Raw genomic sequence first — 18077 nt, forward strand, 5'->3', positions numbered from 1 at the left:
GCACCGATGCCAGTACCACCGACACCGACGAGGAACTTGCGACGATTCATATCTACCCGTTGGACCCCCTGTTAAATGACCACTGGCCAGACTCAAGTGGCCACTTTAGCGAGGGGAAGGGCCAAAACTACGGGTTACAACTAGTGGAGAAAGGACCACACGATGTCTGAGAACACTCAACAGGAGGAAACAAAGAGCGCATTCCCACTTCGCTGGCCAATCTCCGTTCGAACGGATCGAGATACCCGTCTCATTGAAATTAGCGCTGACGGGGCGACAGCGGTGTTTGACACGCTGACTTCAGAGACCGCTCGGGAGCTACTGAGTCGCCTCCACACCGAACCGCAAACCGCGTCTGATCTCGCGGAATCAGTCGATACGTCCGTCCAGAACGTCAAATACCATCTGCAGAAATTCGAGGACGCGGAACTCGTTGAAGTCGTTGATCAGTGGTATTCCTCGCGGGGGACAGAAATGAAAGTCTATGGCCCCTCAGACAACGGGCTCGTTCTCTACACCGGGAAGAACCTCGACAACACATCCATGCGTGACGGTCTATCGCAAGTGCTTGGGGCTGTCGCGCTGCTCGGGTTCGCCAGTCTTGCCGTTGATTATCTCGTTCGATTCATTGTTGGGTCTGGGTCACCACCAACAGCCGACGGCCCGGGTGGTAGCTCTCCACCGACGAATCCTATTGGGTTTGAGTTCATGGATATGATTATCTCCCCAGGAATGGTGTTTTTTTTTGGCGGCCTATTCGCACTCGCAGCTGGCATTCTCTGGTGGTATTGGCGACAGTAATTTCTGATTCCTCAGGTGTCGTCACCTGCAAATATCGACTCTGAGATACTCAATCCAGTATCTCACACACCATAGACCGCTATCTGTACTCGTCACACCGGTGTTGCCGAATCCGTTCTGGAAGCCCAACTTTCCCACAGACGGGACACTCTTGCAGGGGCGTCGGCGGTAAGTCCTCCCAGGCATCCAGCGCGGCGGCTAGCTGTGCTTCCACGATTGGCGATTCGGTCGTCCGGCGGGCTTCGCGGAGGTGGATGCGAAGCCGTTCACGGGCCGTGAGGGTTGTATCTTCGGTCATTGTAGGATGGGGAGCTGGTGTCCCCGCCGCCCATCGCCGGGGGCGAGAGACACCACCGAAAGCGATTAGCGAATATCGGGCTGGAGCGGGGCGAACTGTTCCCACATCATGTGGTGGCGCTGACAGAGTGTGACCAGGTTCTCAAGCCGGTTCGAGCGTTCGTAGTCGAGGACGCCGTCGGCATCGATGAATGTACCAAGTGGCGTAATGTGGTGGACGTTCAGGTCGCGGTCCCAGCGTTCGTGGTGTGCCTCTCGGTCAATTGTACAGCCCGGCATCTGGCACTCGAAGCCGTCCCGTTCCAAGGCGCGTTTGCGCTGCTTGTACCAGTTCGGTCCGTACGAAATGTCTCCGTAGCCGCCCTTCCAGTGCGGATGATCTGGTCCGCTCGGTTGTCCACGGTACTCAAACCCGGCTGCCTCCACGGCCTGTTTCCACGACCCATACCGACGGATGTAGGGGTAGGTCGTGATCCCTCCGTGTTTTCGCATTTCAACAGATGAGGGCACATGACCCAATTCATCGCGGAGCTGAGTCAGCTCCCGCAGTAACTTCTCTTCTGAGATATTCCGCCGCGTATGTGGGTTAAAACCCGCTTCCTGCAGTGCAGCGTTCCAACTACCGAAGCGCCACTGTGCGACTTTCGTTGCATACTCCCCTTGTTCATCCATTTCATAGGCGGTCGGTGGCCGCCCCAGGTCGTCAGCGAGGGCCTGAATTGCTGTGATCACTCCTTGCGGTGTGACTTTGGTCGATTTCGTCGTCGAAAGTCCCGCCTCGTTGAGTCCGGTATTCCACGATCCGAATTGCCATGTTACCGCCGCTGGAGATATCTCTCCATATTTCTTCATTTCCGTTACTGACGGAGAGTGACCGAGCATCTTGGCCACGCGCCGCAACTCGTCGATTAGCTCCCCTCCTGAGTACGAACGATCGAGTGGTTCAAGTCCCGCTTCGCGCAGTCCCTCTCTCCAACTCCCGAACGTTGATTGTACGGCACCAGCTGTGAACTCCGTCTCCTCCTCAACTTCGGGTTGCATCGGGGTTCGGCCTTTTTCATCGGCAACGCGTCTGAGTTCCTCGATGATGTAGTCTGGTGAGATTGACTGCTTGTGGGCTGCCATATGGCTCGCAATCTCGACGTTCGTTTCGAACGATTCGCCACAGATGTCGCACGTGTAGTTTCCTTCGATTTTCATGCGTAACTCTGAGTGCTGGTGCGCCCGCACCCCTCGTGGGGTCGGACAAACAGGCCCGGCTGCGCCCATCTTCTCCCGTTTTCTGTTATAAATGTCAGACCGACACCCGAGGTTGTGGCTGCGCGCGCAGCGTAGCGAGCACGGAGCGGAGGGTGGGGAGGCGGGGTCAGGGTCGGTCCGGCACGTAGCAAAAAAGAGAGCCGCGACGACCGCCTACGCTTCCCACCACCGACCGCGCTCTGGGAACATCACGGTGCTCCACCCGGTCAGAGCCACGGAGACGCGCCCATTGTACCAGTTCTTCGCCGCTCCGTGAACTCGCACGCGCTCGCCCTCCTCGATCCAGGGTTGATTCGATTTCTCCCAGACAGTCACCTTCGTTCGCCCGCTCTCGTCCTCGATGAGGCCAACTTGCTGAATGGCTGATGAGTCACTATCCCACAGCTGCGTCACACGACCCTCGATGCTCACTTCTTTGCGATTGACATCCTCAAGCTTCCCGATGGGAACTACCGTCCCGGGTGCCGTCTGCAACTCCTCGAACACCCCGACGACCGCGCTCATCAGGTCTTTCCCACCGACGACGGCTTCACCCAGCCGCCGACCAATCGCCGCTCGCGACCAGCCATCCAGTTTCTTCGCCAGCCGCATCGACTGCTTATTCACCGCCGCCAACTGCTCTTGCGCGAGTTCTGCCCGGGGATCGCCTCGTTCCGGGTCAGCCATTGGGTTCACGCTCGCTGCCCGCTTCTGGAACTCAGCACGCCGCGCAGCGCTCCGCTTCGCCGCGATGTCTCGCGTCCGCTTCTCCCGACCGTCTTGCGTCCCCAGCTCGGCCTGGGCACTGATGCGTTCCAGCTCAGCCTCCCGCGCCCGAATGCGCTCTTCCTGTTCGAGGGTCGCACCGTAGATCCGCTCGTCACTGGTGTCGACCATCCCGTCCGGGTGGTTCGCATCGACCTTTGCCTGCACCTCCATCTGCACCGTCGCCTGGAACGCCGGCGTCTCATCGACGACCTCGAAGCCGTCTTCGTCGACCGCTCCGTCCTCGTGTTTCTCGAATGCCTGTTCATCGACCGAAACCTCATTACCAAAGACGTTCTTACTCGACATTGGAGTTCAGCTCCTGAAGGCGCTCACGCGCCCGACACCGCGATGCCTCAACATCGCGGTTTTCCGACGACACCGACCGACAGACCCATCTGCGCGCTCTCGCTCGCGCCTTCGCGAGCGCCCCTTGGGGCGCGAGCGAGAGCGCGCCCGAGGCGGACGATCATCCAGCACCGCGCGCCGACCCGCCCGGAGCGAGCGGCCAGCTTTAAGCCGTTTCTCGCGTCCGGCCCGGACTGCGGGTTCGTGTCCAGGGCGACGGTCGTGAGCACGGCGAGCCGCGGGGTGGCTCGCCGCGCGGAACGGCCCAAAGCGCTGGAACGCGAAAGCCCGCGAGGGGCGCAACCGAAAACGCGCTTAATGCTGGCGTCGAGACCAGATTCACTTTAGCCCGGCAGTCCGCCCGCTACTGCAGGCAGACCGCCCGGAATGGTCGGTCGCGAGCGACGCGGAGGTCCCGCGAACGGAGTGAGCGGGACGTCGGTGAGCTTTGCTCACCGGAAGGCGGCAGCGGCGAGCGGGGCGGGCCGGTACGTACACACCTGTCCAGCCGGCCGCGACACTCGGCGACCCAGCTACCGTCCTGGCGGACTCAGAAAGGGCGAGGCCGCCTCGGTCGTCCCCCGACCCCGCAAGCACCGCAGGCACGAGGCGCGCAGCGGCGGTCGCGGGACGTCGAGCGGCCGAGGGCTTTCAAGAGTGTCTTCTCCCTGCGAATCAGGCCTGAATCCCGTCAGCTGTCGCCGGCGACCAGGTCTTCGATGAACCGGAAGCCGTTGACGAACGTCACTGAATCCCCGTAGCCCTCGCTCGCGAGCACAGTTTCGGCCCCTTCGCCGGCCGCAATATCGGTCGTGTAGATGTAGACCTCGGTTGCCGTCCCTGCACTGAGGTGCTGGGCAGCCAGGGCGGCGAGGGCGGCGTCGGCACGTTCAACCTCGTCTGCCGGCCGGTCGTCGGCGTTCGCGATGTATCGCTGGACGCCGTCCATCACCCACGAGACGCTCGGCTCGGAGAACTCCAGCGGCGCCGCAACCGTCGCCCACCCCTCGTCGATCGCGGTGTCAATCGGCACTTCCTCGACATCGGGGTCGTCGATGGTTAGCTCCTCGTACACCCGTTCGGGAAGGACGAAGGTGACGCCGTTCCGGCGAGCGAACCGCCGAACGGCCTGATAGCGACTGTTCGACGGTTGCCCCATCGCGACGAACAGGCCGGTGTCGGCGATGTGGAGCCGGCTCACGCGTCATCGACCGTGTCGCCGTCGCCGACGTTCACCTCATCCAGAGATGCCCCTGCCTCCTCGATGTCGTAGTGCTCGTGGACGACGGGCCTGAGCGCCTGCAGAATCATCTCCGCGGCCAGCGGCGAAATATCGAGGTCCTCGGCCATCAGCCGGTGGGTCACCTCGCCGCGCTCACGAGCAACCGCGTAGGTGAGCGCCGTCGCGAGCCCGGCGACGCCGTGGCGGTCGATGTAGGTATCGATGTCCGCATTCGTCTCCCGGCGGCCGACGGCGTCGATGAGCGCCGGCGTGATCGTGTACTCGCGGTCACCGGCGGTCGTTACAGTCAGGTCGATCTCCTGGGCTGCGTACAGGCGTGGCTGCTCGTCGTCGGTGACGTCGACGACGCCGGCGTCGACGAGGCGGTTGACGTAGCTGTAGGCCGTTCCCTGTGCGAGCTCGAGGTCCTCCATCACGTCATGGACGGTTGCCTCCCCCTCCCGAGCGAGGTACGCGTACAGCTGGGCGAGCTGTGGCTCCTCGAGAAGGTCAGCGACCGACAGGAAGTCTTGGACGATGTCGCCGTCGGCGCGGTTTGAAGTACGTGACACGATCCGTTCTTGATTACAGTTTACAGCGAAACAGTAAAGAGTGTTTGGGTCACTCCGCCGGCGTCGCGACGAGGTGTTCTTCGAGGTCGCGCGTCCAGTACGTCGCGAGCCCGCCCGGACTACAGCGGGCGCACAACTGCACCGGGCCTTCGAGGTGCCCGAGTTCCACCCGGAACCGGGTGAGCGCCGCAAGCGTGTCGACGACCAGCCCACAGCCGCCACAGGTGACGTGATCGCGCTCGTCGGGATCTGACTCCGTCTGAATCGCACAGCCGACGCAAATCGGGTGGGTGACCCGTTCGTCCGGTCCCCCGGTGTGGGCCTCGCCAGTCTCGGTGCCGGGCGGTGCGTCGCAGAACGCACAGCCAGTGAGCGTTTGCTGCATCACTCGCCCTCCGCGTCGGCGTCGCGGCCGGCCGCCCAACCACGGTGGAAGACGGCCAACTGCGTCGTCGAGTCGAATGCGGTACCGCTCGGTTCGTGAACGCGGACGCGGTCCTCGGGAACGGGTGTGGAAACATCTGTGTCGACTCTCTCTGGCCTGTCCGCTCACGACCACAGTGTCTCTATACGTTGCTCTATGGCCGTGAGGACGGTGGAGTATACTTCGAGTGGATGGAACGACGGGAGTTCGAGGTCGGTGATTTCGGTGGCAGACGGTGGCTTGTGGAAGTGCAACCGGGTGTTGTGCGCGTTCGGGTGCCGGTCCCAGCGACACTCCCAGCGTTCCCCGTCCTCGTGCTCTTCGACGTAGTGGACCGAGAAATCGCCAGTCGTGAACCATCGGATGTCAAGACGGGCCGCTGTTACTGTGTCAGGATATTGTCCAGCGTCAAGCAGTCCACGAAGCAGTCGAGGTTCGTATGAATCCGGGTCGAATGCAGTCTCGGCGATGAGTGAATCCGACGACAGGTGTCGCTCCAGCAGGCGCAGCGTCTGTCTGTCCGCTGGCCCTGTCGAGTGTGGGTCTGGATCCTCCGGTGGCTGGCTCATTTACGCCGGAATCAGATGCCCGTCATTCTGGGAGAGCTGGCGAGCAAGTTCGTACAGCCGGATATCTCGAATCACGCCCTGCCACTCGCTGACGGCGGTCATCCGCTCGTGGATGGTTTCGTGACTATCGTGAGCAAACACGTTGACAGCCATTGGGTCTGTCGTCTCGAACTGTGCTTCGTATTCCGTTCGCTGGGCTTCAAGCGCCTCCACGCGATCGATGATCGCGTCGATTGAGAGCTCGGTTGCGATTCGACTGGCGTCCTGCCATTCGAGATACCCCTCGTTACGTTCGTATGTCGCCGGGCGGCTGTCGCTATCGGCTCGAGCGATGCCCATCTCTGCCAGGCGATCGAGGTGCTTTTTCGCGGCATTCGGAGAGCAGTCCGCAAGCTCAGCGATCTCGGTGTAGGCAGTCGGAGATGTAACGCCGAGGACGACGTCGTAGACACGACCAAACGTGTCTGTCCCCGTCTGCCACCGGCGCTGCGTATCGTCGGACGTGGGAGCCGGATCGAATTCAGTCATACCTCTCTGTAGGTGGCCACTCTCAATATATCTTCGGATTGTTCAAATATGTGCAAATGAGTGCTGTGTTGGGGTACTGGGCTGAAACCGTCAGAGGCGACTGGGAAGGTGTACTGAGTACAAAGAAACCCGTGGCTTAGGATTGGTCAATTTTTCGTCCCACACCTGAGCTTCTTCCACGACCTTGTTAGCAAATTCCTCAGGCCGGGTTAGTTGACCTCCTCCCGCGCCTGAAGACCGAGGTATGCGCTACCGGTCTGTATCACAGTAATCGCATTCGCACATTTCTGTGTCACTCGCCGGTCTGCTTGCGCCGGCACCTATTGCGGCGCCAGAAAACTGTCCCCGAGGTTGTGGCTGCCGGCCGACCGGCGGGAGGCCGGGAGCGGAGGGTGGGGAGGCGGGGCGTCTCCGGGTGGCATTCGGAGAGTGAGATCGTAACCGACGGTCGGAGGCGCTCAGCCCGTCTGGATACCGATCATCTGGGATTATGGCGTCGACGTCGCTCCGGCTACTGTATCAGCTGGTCGTGTCCCCTTCCACAGCACTCTTAACCAACAGTAGCAGGGATAATTGGGAAGAGTGCTGGTTAATGGGACACCGCACAGAGTGTGACCTCTGTGGCGAGATGGTCGATCTCGAACGTGCGATTCCGACCGGCCAAGGTGAACCCTGCCTCCGGCGCTGCTGGGCCGACGCCTACGGCGCCCCCGAGTGGTTCACCGACCACGTGTAGTGTGAACCGGCTGGAACAGGGGTATACGACATCGACGAACTCATTTTCAGTGGCGTGAGGATAGGGTTCAGGTCGGAGACATGGGTCTCCAGAACTCGCTGAAGCGCTACTACGCTGGTTCGGTCCGGAACCGAGTGATCGGGACGTCAGTGACGTCCTCGTAATCATCATCGGCCCCGACGAGGAGCATCCCGCCGACGTGTGCTGCGGTCCCGAGCGCGAAGGCATCACCAAGCGCCGGAGAGTAACGGAATTTGAAGTCGGCTGCTGACGCCCAGGTCAGTTCGGTGTCGACGCGACGGATGCCACTTTCCTCGAGGACGTCGACGACAGCATCAGCGCGTTCCTCGTCATCAATTGCACGGACGAGATAGTGGACCTCGGCGAGATTGATCGCCGAAATGTAGCCGTCTGCCGCGCCTTCAACGGCGTCGACGTACGTTTCGACGGTGTCACTCCCTGGTTCGTTGCAGAAATAGGCGATGAGTGGTTCGGTGTCGAAGACGATCGTTTCGGGAATCTCAGCCCCGTCCGTCATGCGTCAGCCTCGTCGTCACCGGCATAGCGCTGCCGCAACTCCTCTTCGCTGGCTTTGTCCGCTGCACGGTCCTCCTGGAGGCGCTCGGTTGCCGAGCGGCCCTGCTCGTCGGTTTTCCCTGCCAGAACCCCACGCAGATCTGTAACCGAGTGGATGGGTCGAACAACGATTTCACCCTCGTTGGTCCGAATGAACTTCACACGGCCGGGCGTGTCGATACCCAACTCCTCGCGGAACTCCTTCGGGATGGTGGCTTGCCCGCGCGACGATACAGACACTACTTTTTCAGACTCTGTCTTGCTCATACTATTCTCTATCATTACTTTGGTTTAGTCATACAAAAGACTAGCCCTGGTTTGGGTAGGTAGCGAATCATATCAGTTATTGCAGTCACCACCAGACGGAGTACCGCCTTAACCAACAAGTCCGAGGGAGTCATACAACCGTTCACATGCCCAGCCTGCGCCCATCAGAATCGTTCACTTCTGTAAGGAACTGGCCGGCTGCTGTCCCGATACGAACACCGTCGACGTTGCGCACCTCGAGGTCGTGCGTGGCAGTCCGAAAGGGGATCCCGTCGACGAGGATGCGGTGGATGACGGTTCGGACAGGGTCGGTCCCGTACCTATCGACCAGTAGCCATCATCTCGTCGAGATGCGCGTCCCGGTGCTCCGTCCGGGGATGCTGTGCGCGTTCAAGGACGAGTTCGACCACGTCGGCAACTGATGCGTGCTCGGGATTCTTCGTTCGTTCACGAACGTCGTAGAGCGCGTCGGTATCGGGCATTCCTAATCACTCCGAAGTATCCTCCTCGGTGTCAGGGCTCCTCGAGCAACGAGCGGGCTCGTTGCACGTAGCTGTTTGCTCCCCAGCTACGGGCGTCGCTGATCGCATCGAGGAGCAGCCGCGCATCAGCAGCAGATAGTTGTTCAGTTCGAACGAGAACCGAGAGCAGCGTCGGGGTCGTGACGAGCCGGGTATCCGCGAGTGAGGCGTGGATCAAGCCAAGTTGGTTGAACTCGTCACAGAGGAAGAGCGCAGCCTCGAGATCGTTTGCGAGTGTGACCGCCGCGTTTTCACCGTCATCGAGCGGAAACTCGGCATCGAGGTCGACTGACTGTGTCGTGAATGACTCTGTTCGGTCGAGGACGGCGGACGCGGCGTGTCCATGGACGTCATCGTACGAGGCAATTTCCTGGAGTTCATCGATGACCGCCGTTGGGACGACGACCTCGTGCCGGGAGAGACAGAGTGCGAGCGGATCGGGGTCGTCGTCAGTAACGATCCCGAGACTCACGAGGGCGGAGGCGTCTGCGATACACCGCGACATCTATGCGTCGGCGACCTCGTCGATGAAGTCCTCGTCCAACTGCTGTTTCAACACGCGGAGGTTTGCCGCCTCCTCGGCGCCGACGAGCGCTTTGAGCTGCTCGAAGCTGATCTCGTCGTCGTAATAGGCGGCGGCGATCTCTTGGGTGAGTGCGTCGTCGTGAGCGGCGTCTTGGAGGTACTCCCGAAGCGCGGTCACGAGGACGTCTGTTCGGTCTTCCCCGAGGACGGCGGCCAGTGCGTCGGCCCGGTCGATGAGCCGATCGGGGGCCCGAAACTGCACGCGCTTCTTATCGGTACTCATGATGTGTACATTGTGAGCCAACGCACTTAGCCGTTTTCGTGTGTACGATGTGAGCCTCACTCGGGCTGGGGCTAGGCAGGTATCAGTCGGAGATGTAGCCAATCAACTGGCTCGCTACATCTTCAGTTCGTTCGTCGACGAGAGAGGTCAGGTAGTGTTCGACGTCTGCAGCACTGTTGAGGGTCACGAGCGACCACGGAAGCACGTGACTTCGTTCTCCGAGTGGGTCGCCCTCGTAGTCGTCGTCCCGGAGTGTAAGTGCTTGCTCGTGGTAGGGCTTCGTGGAGAGCAGGACCGTGATGAGTTGGGGACCATGGTTCGGGAGGTGCGGCGCTCCCAGAATGAGCATCGGGCGACCTTTCTCCGAGAGCGGGTCACTCGCCCACACGATGTCACCGCGTTCCAGTTCTTCGAACGCAGTCACTGTACGTCTTCCATCTCGTCGGTTTGGAGGTTCTCAAGACGCTCCTCACCGTACTGTTCGTCTGCAGTTTCGTGGTGTCGGTGGAGCCGGTAGGCAGATTCGAGTCGTTCCTCGTCGTCCGTGATCGCCCAGTACGGACGCTTGTGCCGGACGAGGCCGCGTTCCTTCAATCGCGAAAGAATCGCACTGACGGCGTCTGTATCCAGCCCGAGTTGCTCGGCGATCGTTGCCGCCTTCCACGCCCTATCGTCATTCTTGTCGAGGAACAGCACGATTCGTTCGGTATCATTCCGTTCCTCGAATTCGTCGGCGTCAGCGTTTTCGAATTCGTCGATATCGATGGTACCGCTCGACATAACCTAGTGTTGGGGCTGTTTGAACATAGCTGTTTGGTGTGTTTGCCACCGTGGTTGTGTGTTTTCGTGCCTATAAATTCGGGAGGGAGTCACCCCGCTGGCGTCGAGACGAGATGCTCCTTGAGGTCGCGCGTCCAGTACGTGGCGGGCCCACCAGGGCTACAGCCCTCACACAGTTGCAACGGGCCTTCGAGGTGCCCGAGTTCGACGCGGAAGCGTGTGAGCGCAGCGAGCGTATCGACGACCAGCCCACAGCCGTCACAGGCGACGTGATCGCGTTCCTCGGAATCTGGCTCCGTCTGAATCGCACAGTCGACGCAGATCGGGTGCGTGACCCGCTCGTCTTCGCCCCAGGTGTGGGCCTCGCCAGTCTCGGTGCCGGGCGGTGCGTCGCAGAACGCACACCCTGTGAGCATCTGCTGCATCACTCGCCCTCCCCGTCGGCGTCACGACCGGCCGTCCAGCCACGATGGAAGACGGCCAACTGCGTCGCCGAGTCGAAGGTAGTGCCACTCGGTTGGTGAACGAGGACGCGATCCTCGGGTACGGGTGTGACGACGTCCGCGTCGATTAGGTCGTCGACCAAGCTGCGGGCCATCGTGTCGTCGACGTCCGCCGTGTCGACGCCGTCGGCGTCTCGGTCCTGGGCGAGCTGTTCCTTCTCGAACTGTTCGTAGTCGGCACTCGTGTCGTCGTGCGGATCGGGATCAGGCATGGTGAATCACGCTGCACACGCTGTCGCGCGCTGCACGCCTCTTGGCGCAGATACACAATCAGGAGTGACAGCGTCAGTCCGGTCGGGGGTCGCGATAGCCGATGACGGCGACGTCGTCGATGAACAGGACGCCCTTCATGAAGTCGAGCTTGGTCAGGCTGTGCTGGTAGAGGTTATGCCGGCCGAGATAGTTCACCGGCACCACCAGACAGCCGAACTCGATCTTCGATCGGCCGTCCTTCTGGGTGCGGTACCCTTTCTGGAACTTAAGGAGATCGTCGCTGACGTTCTTCCGTTCACTCTTCTCGACCTCGATGGCGATGCGAGCGTCGGCGTCGTAGAGGTCGACGCTGTAGTTAAACCCCTGATGCGACCAGAGCTTGCAGTTCGGGTTGTAGCCGCCGGCGGCGTCCCCTTCGTACTCGTACTGCGAGAGCCCGTCAGCGATTGCGGCATCGAACGCCCCGACCTCCGTGTGCTTCGTCGAGCCGTCGAAGATGCTTGCTGGGACGGCTTCGACGGCCGCCTGAATCGACGCCAGCGACTCATCCGGAAACGCCTCGGACGAGGTTTGGGTGCGGCGCTCGCTTAGCTTGGTAACCTCCTCGACGACGACCATACTCGCTCTCGACGAACAGCGGCCCGATAAAACCCGTCGCGGCGGCCATTCGAGTCGACCGGCTGTCAGGTTTCACTCACTTGAGGAGTAGGGCGGCGGACGGGGGCGGGGGAGTAGTTCCAGTCCCACTATTAACCAACATCGTGCCGGCATCGGTCGGGAATGTTGGTTAAGTCTAGCCGCTACGGGGTTCGGAGATCTCGAACTGGCTTCACGACGAAGGTATCTGGCTCGCTGGCTGCTCCCCCACCTGATCGTTCCGCCGTCGTCGAGGGCGACCGTGTGAGCTGGGTAATGAGCTCGTCGCGAACGGTTCCTCGAGGGACGGTGGTCTCGTGCCAGTCCAGCCAGTCATCGAAGTGCCGCTTCTGGAACCGCTCGCCGACGTCGTCGGCTGCGACGTACTGCGTCCGCGTCGACTGCCCGACCTGCCGTGAGACGAAGACGGCGCCCACGGCCTCGTGCGTGAGTTCGACGAGAGCACACTCCACGAGGGCGACGACCGACGCGTGATCACGGTCGGTCGGGACCGGCACCTCGAGGTCTGCCCACGGTGCCGGGCCGTCCGGGGTACTTGCCGCTTGGTGCGCTGCTCGTGTTTCGCTGCGTCGTTCCGAAGCCATCGTCTATCGGGGGCACGTGATGCGCCCCGCCACCCCTCGCGGGGGCGACAGACACCACCGATATACAGCCGTCCAACCTATGCGCTATATCTGATAAGTTCCAGAATCCAATCGCTGGGTATCGGCCCCTCGGCCTGAGAGAGCCGGCGGCCTTCGCACACTGCATATCGCCTCTTTCTTTGGACGAAAACCGCGATATGCAAGACGCTATGACGGCCTCAAATTAAAGAAGAAGTCCGTCGGGCAGATTTGAGGCCGTAGAAAACACCTCGACGGATTCAAGAATAGTTCTTGAAGTACAGAATTTGCTCGACGAGGGGGCTATGAACGTGATTTCGGTGGTATCTGAATTTTTCTGAATTACTGCTCCATCTATTCTGTTCCTTCGAGGAACTCCATCTTAGTACCCTGAGTCGCGAAACCCCTCAAAACAAGGGATTCTGTCCGTATTAAGTGCTAAAATTGCTCGACGGCCAAATAGGAGGTCCTTTTGGCACGCTCTACAAATTAAGTGAAACCTTTGATAGATAGACATCTCTGACAGTCATTCATTGGGTAGCTGTCTACAAATCCCACTAAACTATGGAGACTCATTTACTTGTAGTTAGGTAATGAACACACTTCCACCCAATATCCGGGTTCTCCATGTCGACGACGAGCCGGATCTCGCTGAGCTTACTGCGATGTTTCTCAGCCGAGAGGATGATCGCTTTGTTGTCGAATCTGAAACGAATGTGAGTGACGGGTTGGAAGCCTTTTCAGCTGGGGAGTTTCATTGCATCGTCTCGGATTTTGAGATGCCCGGGCAGACTGGTCTCGACTTTCTCACAGCGGTTCGAGAAACCCATCCCCGAATACCCTTCATTCTATACACAGGGAAGGGTAGCGAAGACGTCGCAAGTGATGCGATCTCTGCGGGTGTTACTGAGTACCTCCAAAAGGAAACGGGGTCCAGCCAGTACACACTTCTCGCGAATCGGATCAAGAACGCCGTCGCTAGCTACCACGCACAGGAAGCCATCCGGGAGACCGAACAGCGATTCTCGGAACTTGCGGAGAACTCAGACGACATCCTGTTTAGCGTTACTGCGGATTGGGACGAATTGCTTTTCATCAATTCTGCATTCGAGGAGATCTGGGGTATCCCTGTTGAGACACTTGAGGACACGCCGGATGCATTTCTCACCCACGTACACGAGCAAGATCGTGAGAAAGCACTCTCGTCGATGGAGAAGCTATCGAACGGAACGCCTGATGAGATCGAGTATCGCGTAGTGCATCCCGAACAGGGCGTCCGGTGGGTGCGCGGACAGAGCAAACCGATCTTCGACGACGAGGGATCCGTCGTCAGAATCGTGGGCTATGTCCAAGATATCACGGCGTACAAGGAGGACCACGGACTTCGCGTCATCGAAACGGCGACTGAGGGGATCAGTCTGGTCGAACCAGATGGAGCGTTCTCGTACGTGAACCCTGCATTTGCTACGCTCTTCGGCTATGAACGGTCCGAACTCGTCGGACGGTCGTGGAAAATCCTCTATCACAACGAGGAAGCGGACCGACTCGAACACAGCATCCTCCCAGAGGTGTCGAAGCTTGGATACTGGAGCGGTGAGACCGTCCGTCTCACGAAGCAGGGGGACCGGCTCGTTACGGACCATCGATTGGCGAAAACGGAAAATGGGAGTATTGTCTGTACGGCTCGAGACCTCAGCGGAGAGCGGTCAACGTCGACCCACCCCGGAGAGTTCTATCACCTTTTCGAGAACGCAGACGAGAAGGCCTTCTTCACACTCGACCACGAGGGCTACGTGACCCGGTGGAACGACGACGCTAGGGATGTCCTGGGCTATTCGATCGGGGACGGCCTCGGGATACATCTCGGAACACTGCTCTCGTCGGACGGGCCTGATAGACGGCGAGCCGATGATATAATCGAATCTGCTCGGATTGATGGCGACGTAACGGCAGATGTAGAATGGCGCCAGCGCGACGGGAGTACGTTCACAGCGCCCGCGACGATCATTGCCAGTTACACTTCAGAAGGGACGATCCGGGGCTTTGGAGTAATGCTCACTCCAGCGGAAGCGGGTTCGCTGCCTGCGTAGCAATCAATCAGCGAGGTCGACACCGGTGAATTCGAAGCGTGCCCCCCCGGATTCTTCCTCGGTCAGTTCGACCGACCAACTGTGGTGATTGGCGATTCGACTGACGATGGTCAGTCCAACGCCGTTCCCCCCGTACCCCGTTGAAAAGCCGTGTTCGAAGACGGTTTCGCGCTTCTCTTCGGGGATTCCCGTTCCCGTGTCTTCGATGTAGAAGCCGTCCTCGAGCGGCCCAACCCGCACCGTCACCTCGTTCCCACCGTGCCCGATTGCGTTTCGGAATAGATTCTCGAAGAGTGCCTGCAACTGACCGTGGTCTGCTTTTATCGAGTGATCAGAGACAGTCAGGGTTGCGCTGCGGGTCCCGATCATCTCCCACGCGTCGTGGGCGACCGCATTCAGCGAGATGTTCTCAATGGTGTCAGTCATCTCGTTTGACTGAACAAGTGTCAGGAGATCCTGAGTGAGTTCGTCAAGGCGGGTGAGTGTCTCTTCGACTTTCGTAAGGTGGTCGGGATCACCGGTTTCTTGATACAACTGCAAATGGCCGGTGGCGATTGAAAGTGGGTTCTGAAGATCGTGTGAGACCATGCTCGCAAACTGATCCAGACGCTCGTTCTGCTCCTGTAGTGAATCGGCAATCTCGCGCTCCTGCGTCACGTCCTGTGTAGCGAGGACACCATATGCCTCGCCATCGACCTTCGTGGGTTTGGTCTCGATGTGATGGATGCGGTCGTCATACTCGATATCGAAGGAGCGTGCGCTTCCCTGAAGCGTCGCACGTAATTCTGGTTCGAGACGACGGGCTGTCTGTTCGGGGAATAGCTCGTGAATTGAGCGTCCAATAAGCTCGGTAGCGTTCGTATTAGAGAATGGCAATACATCGGGACCCACAGCCCGATATCGGAGGTCATCATCGAAGAGAACAAGAACGCCATTCGGGAAGTTCTGTACAAGCGCTTCTATGGCACTCTGACTGGGGGATGTTTGTGATGTGGAGTCACGCATTTGGATAGTTGGATACTTCGCGTGCCGATCTGAATAACCTTCCGTGAGTGGCTTGTGATAGGCTATCTCGGGGCATTGAGCATTCGTCAAAATCCTTTTTAGAACTGCTCAGTGGGGCCGGCGGACTCCTCGTCGACTTGCTCATACATTTCATCCGGGAACGGGAGACTCCCCCAGACCGAGTAGGGACACTGGTCCTGGCCGATGCAGTAGCGCTGCAGATCATCGTTATCGCAGTTCATCGGCAACGGCGTGTCGCCGTCGATCGTGTTCGAGAACTCGTAGCGGACTTGGTATTCGGTCTCTTGCTCGTCGTACCACGGCCACCGAGAGAAGACGTCCTTGAGGTCCGCGACGATCTCGTCGAGGCTACTGTCCCGGTACTGTGGGAGCCACATCACCATCCGTGCGAAGTTGTAGAGGTCCTTCCGGACGGGCTTCTTCTCGTGTAGCCGTTCTTCCATATTCGCCATACAGGGGAGTTCGAAGAGATCCTCGATTTCCCGCACCTCGATCTGTTCGGCGCCAGTCCCGGCTCGCCCGATTCGATAGGTGTTGACGCGCCCGTCGCGGTCGATCGTGACCGCCGAGTGGGACTCGTGGTCGGCTAGCGTCTTCGCGAGACTGCTCGGACTTGAGATCCAGTCCGTTACAGAGGATTCCCAGTCATCTTCAGCGTCGTACGCCTCGACCGCTCGATAGAGCTCTTTCGCTGTAAGGAACTCCCCTTTCTGGGCGACGTCATCGGGGACGTCACTCAGGGCCCGCCGGAGGACGCGGATCGTCCGTTCGCCACGGTCCCAGTTCCGCCAGATGCGCTCGTGATGCCCGGTCTCGAGGAAGCGGTCAATCCGCTCCGTAATCGCCGACTCGTTCGTGGTCAGCCACGTCAGCTGGTCGTCCGAAAGACCGTCCTCCTGAACTCGCAAGAGCTTCTTGAACGCCCGCTCGGCGTAGTCGTGATACTTGCTGTCGAAATCGCCGACCGGGACGTACAGGTGGTTGTCTTTCACTCGCGTCAGTATTTCCCCGCCATCGTCACTCCCCGTCGCCGTCTCGTCCTCCCGAACCAGACATTTGCGTGACGCCGCCGCCATCGGGATTTCGAGGTACAGGCCATCCCCGAACTCCGGCATCTCTGTGATGCCCGTACAGACTCGACCAGGGTGTGGGCCATCCTCGCCGGGCTCCTTGCTGTACAGCACGTCGGCGATGTCCTGCTGGAGCGATCCATCACCGTGGGCGCGGATGAGGGAGGCGAGATTGTTGACGTACAGCTCCCGGATGTCGTAGAGCACCTGGATGTTCCGGGGCGATGCGTGCTCGAACTTCGGGTGCTCTTTCACACAGGTCGCACTCAGCGTTGCAAGCACGGCAAGCGTCCCCGGCTCGTCGACGAACGGCTCCTCGGCGGCGTCGGCACGGACCGGCTCTTTGAACGCCGCCGTCCCGAACCGCTCAAGATCGTTCACGAGGTCCTCGGGCTGGTCCTCGCCGTCGACGACGTATCGGTTGTAGCCACGCGTAAACAGCTGGTTGATGCGGGTGTCACCGTACTCCAGCGGGAGTGCCGCAACCCGATACGCTGCGTCCTCGTCGTCGGTTGGCGTACTGGGGCTCATTCGTCGATCACCTCGGGTGTCGCCGACCGCACGTCGAACGCCGGGCTTTCGATGGGTTGGACGATGCTGCAGACGTCGGCGTGGAGCGAGTAGGGGAGGCGCGCGACACGCCGACGGTCAGCTGTCACGACGGGGTCGATGGGGATGTCGTACGTCTCCAGAAGGAGGTCGTTCAACACCTCGCGACTCTGCTCGTCGTACCGGTGCGCCGGGTCGGTATCGAGGAGGTAGACGTGGGTACCCTGCCCGCTGTAGACGACCATCGTCTCCTCGGCATCAAAATCGTCCTCGAAGATGTCCCGTACCTCGAACCCGTACTCGATGGCTTGGTCGACGTCTTCGAAGGCGTACGGATACCCGGTTGGCTCGGCGTCGAGGATGCCGGCGGCGTCAAGAAGCGCCTCGTCATCTCGATCGTCGACGTCGTCCGAGACGGCATTCGCGGCTCGCTCTCGAGCGATCTCCTTGGCGTCGATGTCGACGAGGAGGACCCACGGCCGCTCCCAGTGATCGAGTGCGTAGTAGACGGCGTCGGGGCGTGGATCCGGTTGCTCCAAGACTTCTGGGTCAGCGAGTGCGAATTCGCTTCGGCCGAGTGGGTCGTTCCGTGCGGGGTGGCGAATGAACTCAGCGACGTCCTCGAAGTTGCTGAACTCCGGTGTCGTTCGATCTCCCGATGGATTCGTTTGCCACGTATCCCGCCGGATGAAGTCCTTGTCCGGCACCTCGTCGTTGCGCACCGGATGGGACTCTCGGAAGGCGACGGCGTACTGCTTCGGGCCCGTCGCCGAGATGAAGTCCGGCAAGTCACCGATATAGCGTGGAAACTCCTCGGCGTAGTAGGCGTAGATCTCCTCACGAGTTGCCTGTCGCCACTTGACATCCTCCTCACGGCCAACGCCGTGCGGTTCCTCGCGTTCGGGGTCCGCCAT

Annotated in this window: 24 protein-coding genes and 2 pseudogenes; 3 read left to right on the forward strand and 23 right to left on the reverse strand. The window is 60.1% G+C overall.

What is annotated here, in order from left to right:
- Positions 1 to 162: 162 nt before the first annotated feature.
- Positions 163 to 801, forward strand: coding sequence for an ArsR/SmtB family transcription factor (locus Hhyl6_RS22260; protein WP_483741425.1), 639 nt, complete (start codon positions 163 to 165; stop codon positions 799 to 801).
- A gap of 79 nt (positions 802 to 880) precedes the next feature.
- On the opposite strand, the gene Hhyl6_RS22265 is transcribed toward Hhyl6_RS22260, so the two are convergent.
- The 9 genes and pseudogenes from Hhyl6_RS22265 to Hhyl6_RS22305 form a co-directional block, all read right to left on the reverse strand.
- A complete protein-coding gene (locus tag Hhyl6_RS22265) occupies positions 881 to 1099 on the reverse strand; it encodes a hypothetical protein (protein ID WP_483741426.1) in 219 nt (72 codons plus the stop codon).
- 65 nt (positions 1100 to 1164) lie between these two features.
- The gene (locus tag Hhyl6_RS22270) at positions 1165 to 2298 is read right to left on the reverse strand and encodes a homing endonuclease associated repeat-containing protein (RefSeq protein ID WP_483741427.1); all 1134 of its coding nucleotides are present in this window, start codon (positions 2296 to 2298) and stop codon (positions 1165 to 1167) included.
- A gap of 213 nt (positions 2299 to 2511) precedes the next feature.
- Complete coding sequence (locus Hhyl6_RS22275; protein WP_483741428.1) at positions 2512 to 3411, reverse strand: OB-fold nucleic acid binding domain-containing protein; 900 nt, start codon at positions 3409 to 3411, stop codon at positions 2512 to 2514.
- Positions 3412 to 4141: 730 nt separating this feature from the next.
- Positions 4142 to 4651, reverse strand: a complete 510-nt coding sequence (locus Hhyl6_RS22280; RefSeq protein WP_483741429.1) for a PIN domain-containing protein — start codon at positions 4649 to 4651, stop codon at positions 4142 to 4144.
- Positions 4648 to 5244 carry a DUF7437 domain-containing protein gene (locus Hhyl6_RS22285; protein ID WP_483741430.1) on the reverse strand — a complete coding sequence of 199 codons (597 nt, stop codon included), beginning with the start codon at positions 5242 to 5244 and terminating at the stop codon, positions 4648 to 4650. The genes Hhyl6_RS22280 and Hhyl6_RS22285 overlap by 4 nt, the downstream gene beginning before the upstream one ends.
- A 49-nt stretch (positions 5245 to 5293) precedes the next feature.
- Positions 5294 to 5629 carry a DUF7558 family protein gene (locus Hhyl6_RS22290; RefSeq protein ID WP_483741431.1) on the reverse strand — a complete coding sequence of 112 codons (336 nt, stop codon included), beginning with the start codon at positions 5627 to 5629 and terminating at the stop codon, positions 5294 to 5296.
- Positions 5629 to 5775: pseudogene (locus tag Hhyl6_RS22295) on the reverse strand (DUF8069 family protein); the annotation flags it as partial. The gene Hhyl6_RS22290 and the pseudogene Hhyl6_RS22295, both read right to left, overlap by 1 nt.
- An 18-nt stretch (positions 5776 to 5793) precedes the next feature.
- Complete coding sequence (locus Hhyl6_RS22300; protein WP_483741432.1) at positions 5794 to 6237, reverse strand: toxin-antitoxin system TumE family protein; 444 nt, start codon at positions 6235 to 6237, stop codon at positions 5794 to 5796.
- The gene (locus tag Hhyl6_RS22305; RefSeq protein ID WP_483741433.1) at positions 6238 to 6765 is read right to left on the reverse strand and encodes a DUF7342 family protein; all 528 of its coding nucleotides are present in this window, start codon (positions 6763 to 6765) and stop codon (positions 6238 to 6240) included.
- 592 nt (positions 6766 to 7357) lie between these two features.
- Between Hhyl6_RS22305 and Hhyl6_RS22310 the strand changes: the two genes are divergently transcribed.
- Positions 7358 to 7501 carry a DUF8161 domain-containing protein gene (locus Hhyl6_RS22310; protein ID WP_483741434.1) on the forward strand — a complete coding sequence of 48 codons (144 nt, stop codon included), beginning with the start codon at positions 7358 to 7360 and terminating at the stop codon, positions 7499 to 7501.
- A gap of 109 nt (positions 7502 to 7610) precedes the next feature.
- Here the strand turns inward: Hhyl6_RS22310 and Hhyl6_RS22315 are convergent, their stop codons facing one another.
- From Hhyl6_RS22315 to Hhyl6_RS22365, 11 genes and pseudogenes are all read right to left on the reverse strand, one after another.
- On the reverse strand, positions 7611 to 8039 hold the full coding sequence (locus Hhyl6_RS22315; RefSeq protein ID WP_483741435.1) for a PIN domain-containing protein: 429 nt from the start codon (positions 8037 to 8039) through the stop codon (positions 7611 to 7613).
- Positions 8036 to 8344, reverse strand: a complete 309-nt coding sequence (locus Hhyl6_RS22320; RefSeq protein ID WP_483741436.1) for an AbrB/MazE/SpoVT family DNA-binding domain-containing protein — start codon at positions 8342 to 8344, stop codon at positions 8036 to 8038. The genes Hhyl6_RS22315 and Hhyl6_RS22320 overlap by 4 nt, the downstream gene beginning before the upstream one ends.
- Positions 8345 to 8486: 142 nt before the next feature.
- A pseudogene (locus tag Hhyl6_RS22325) lies at positions 8487 to 8826 on the reverse strand (DUF8158 family protein).
- 31 nt (positions 8827 to 8857) lie between these two features.
- On the reverse strand, positions 8858 to 9370 hold the full coding sequence (locus tag Hhyl6_RS22330; protein WP_483741437.1) for a PIN domain-containing protein: 513 nt from the start codon (positions 9368 to 9370) through the stop codon (positions 8858 to 8860).
- The gene (locus Hhyl6_RS22335) at positions 9371 to 9673 is read right to left on the reverse strand and encodes a hypothetical protein (protein WP_483741438.1); all 303 of its coding nucleotides are present in this window, start codon (positions 9671 to 9673) and stop codon (positions 9371 to 9373) included.
- An 82-nt stretch (positions 9674 to 9755) separates the two neighbouring features.
- Positions 9756 to 10097, reverse strand: a complete 342-nt coding sequence (locus tag Hhyl6_RS22340; RefSeq protein WP_483741439.1) for a type II toxin-antitoxin system PemK/MazF family toxin — start codon at positions 10095 to 10097, stop codon at positions 9756 to 9758.
- Entirely contained in the window at positions 10094 to 10453 is a 360-nt protein-coding gene (locus Hhyl6_RS22345; RefSeq protein WP_483741440.1) for a MarR family transcriptional regulator, read from the reverse strand. Before Hhyl6_RS22345 ends, Hhyl6_RS22340 begins: the two co-directional genes overlap by 4 nt.
- A gap of 89 nt (positions 10454 to 10542) precedes the next feature.
- The gene (locus Hhyl6_RS22350) at positions 10543 to 10878 is read right to left on the reverse strand and encodes a DUF7558 family protein (protein ID WP_483741441.1); all 336 of its coding nucleotides are present in this window, start codon (positions 10876 to 10878) and stop codon (positions 10543 to 10545) included.
- Positions 10878 to 11168, reverse strand: coding sequence for a DUF8069 family protein (locus tag Hhyl6_RS22355; protein WP_483741442.1), 291 nt, complete (start codon positions 11166 to 11168; stop codon positions 10878 to 10880). Before Hhyl6_RS22355 ends, Hhyl6_RS22350 begins: the two co-directional genes overlap by 1 nt.
- 73 nt (positions 11169 to 11241) lie before the next feature.
- Positions 11242 to 11787, reverse strand: a complete 546-nt coding sequence (locus tag Hhyl6_RS22360) for a hypothetical protein (protein ID WP_483741443.1) — start codon at positions 11785 to 11787, stop codon at positions 11242 to 11244.
- A gap of 182 nt (positions 11788 to 11969) precedes the next feature.
- On the reverse strand, positions 11970 to 12410 hold the full coding sequence (locus Hhyl6_RS22365) for a DUF8030 family protein (RefSeq protein WP_483741444.1): 441 nt from the start codon (positions 12408 to 12410) through the stop codon (positions 11970 to 11972).
- 611 nt (positions 12411 to 13021) lie between these two features.
- Between Hhyl6_RS22365 and Hhyl6_RS22370 the strand changes: the two genes are divergently transcribed.
- Positions 13022 to 14518, forward strand: coding sequence for a PAS domain-containing protein (locus tag Hhyl6_RS22370; protein WP_483741445.1), 1497 nt, complete (start codon positions 13022 to 13024; stop codon positions 14516 to 14518).
- A gap of 3 nt (positions 14519 to 14521) precedes the next feature.
- Here the strand turns inward: Hhyl6_RS22370 and Hhyl6_RS22375 are convergent, their stop codons facing one another.
- From Hhyl6_RS22375 to Hhyl6_RS22385, 3 genes are all read right to left on the reverse strand, one after another.
- A complete protein-coding gene (locus tag Hhyl6_RS22375) occupies positions 14522 to 15523 on the reverse strand; it encodes a sensor histidine kinase (protein WP_483741446.1) in 1002 nt (333 codons plus the stop codon).
- Positions 15524 to 15621: 98 nt separating this feature from the next.
- On the reverse strand, positions 15622 to 17145 hold the full coding sequence (locus Hhyl6_RS22380; protein WP_483741447.1) for a primase-associated protein: 1524 nt from the start codon (positions 17143 to 17145) through the stop codon (positions 15622 to 15624).
- Positions 17142 to 18077 carry a bifunctional DNA primase/polymerase gene (locus Hhyl6_RS22385; RefSeq protein ID WP_483741448.1) on the reverse strand — a complete coding sequence of 312 codons (936 nt, stop codon included), beginning with the start codon at positions 18075 to 18077 and terminating at the stop codon, positions 17142 to 17144. The genes Hhyl6_RS22380 and Hhyl6_RS22385 overlap by 4 nt, the downstream gene beginning before the upstream one ends.

This window comes from Haloarcula sp. H-hyl6 (genome assembly GCF_056934455.1).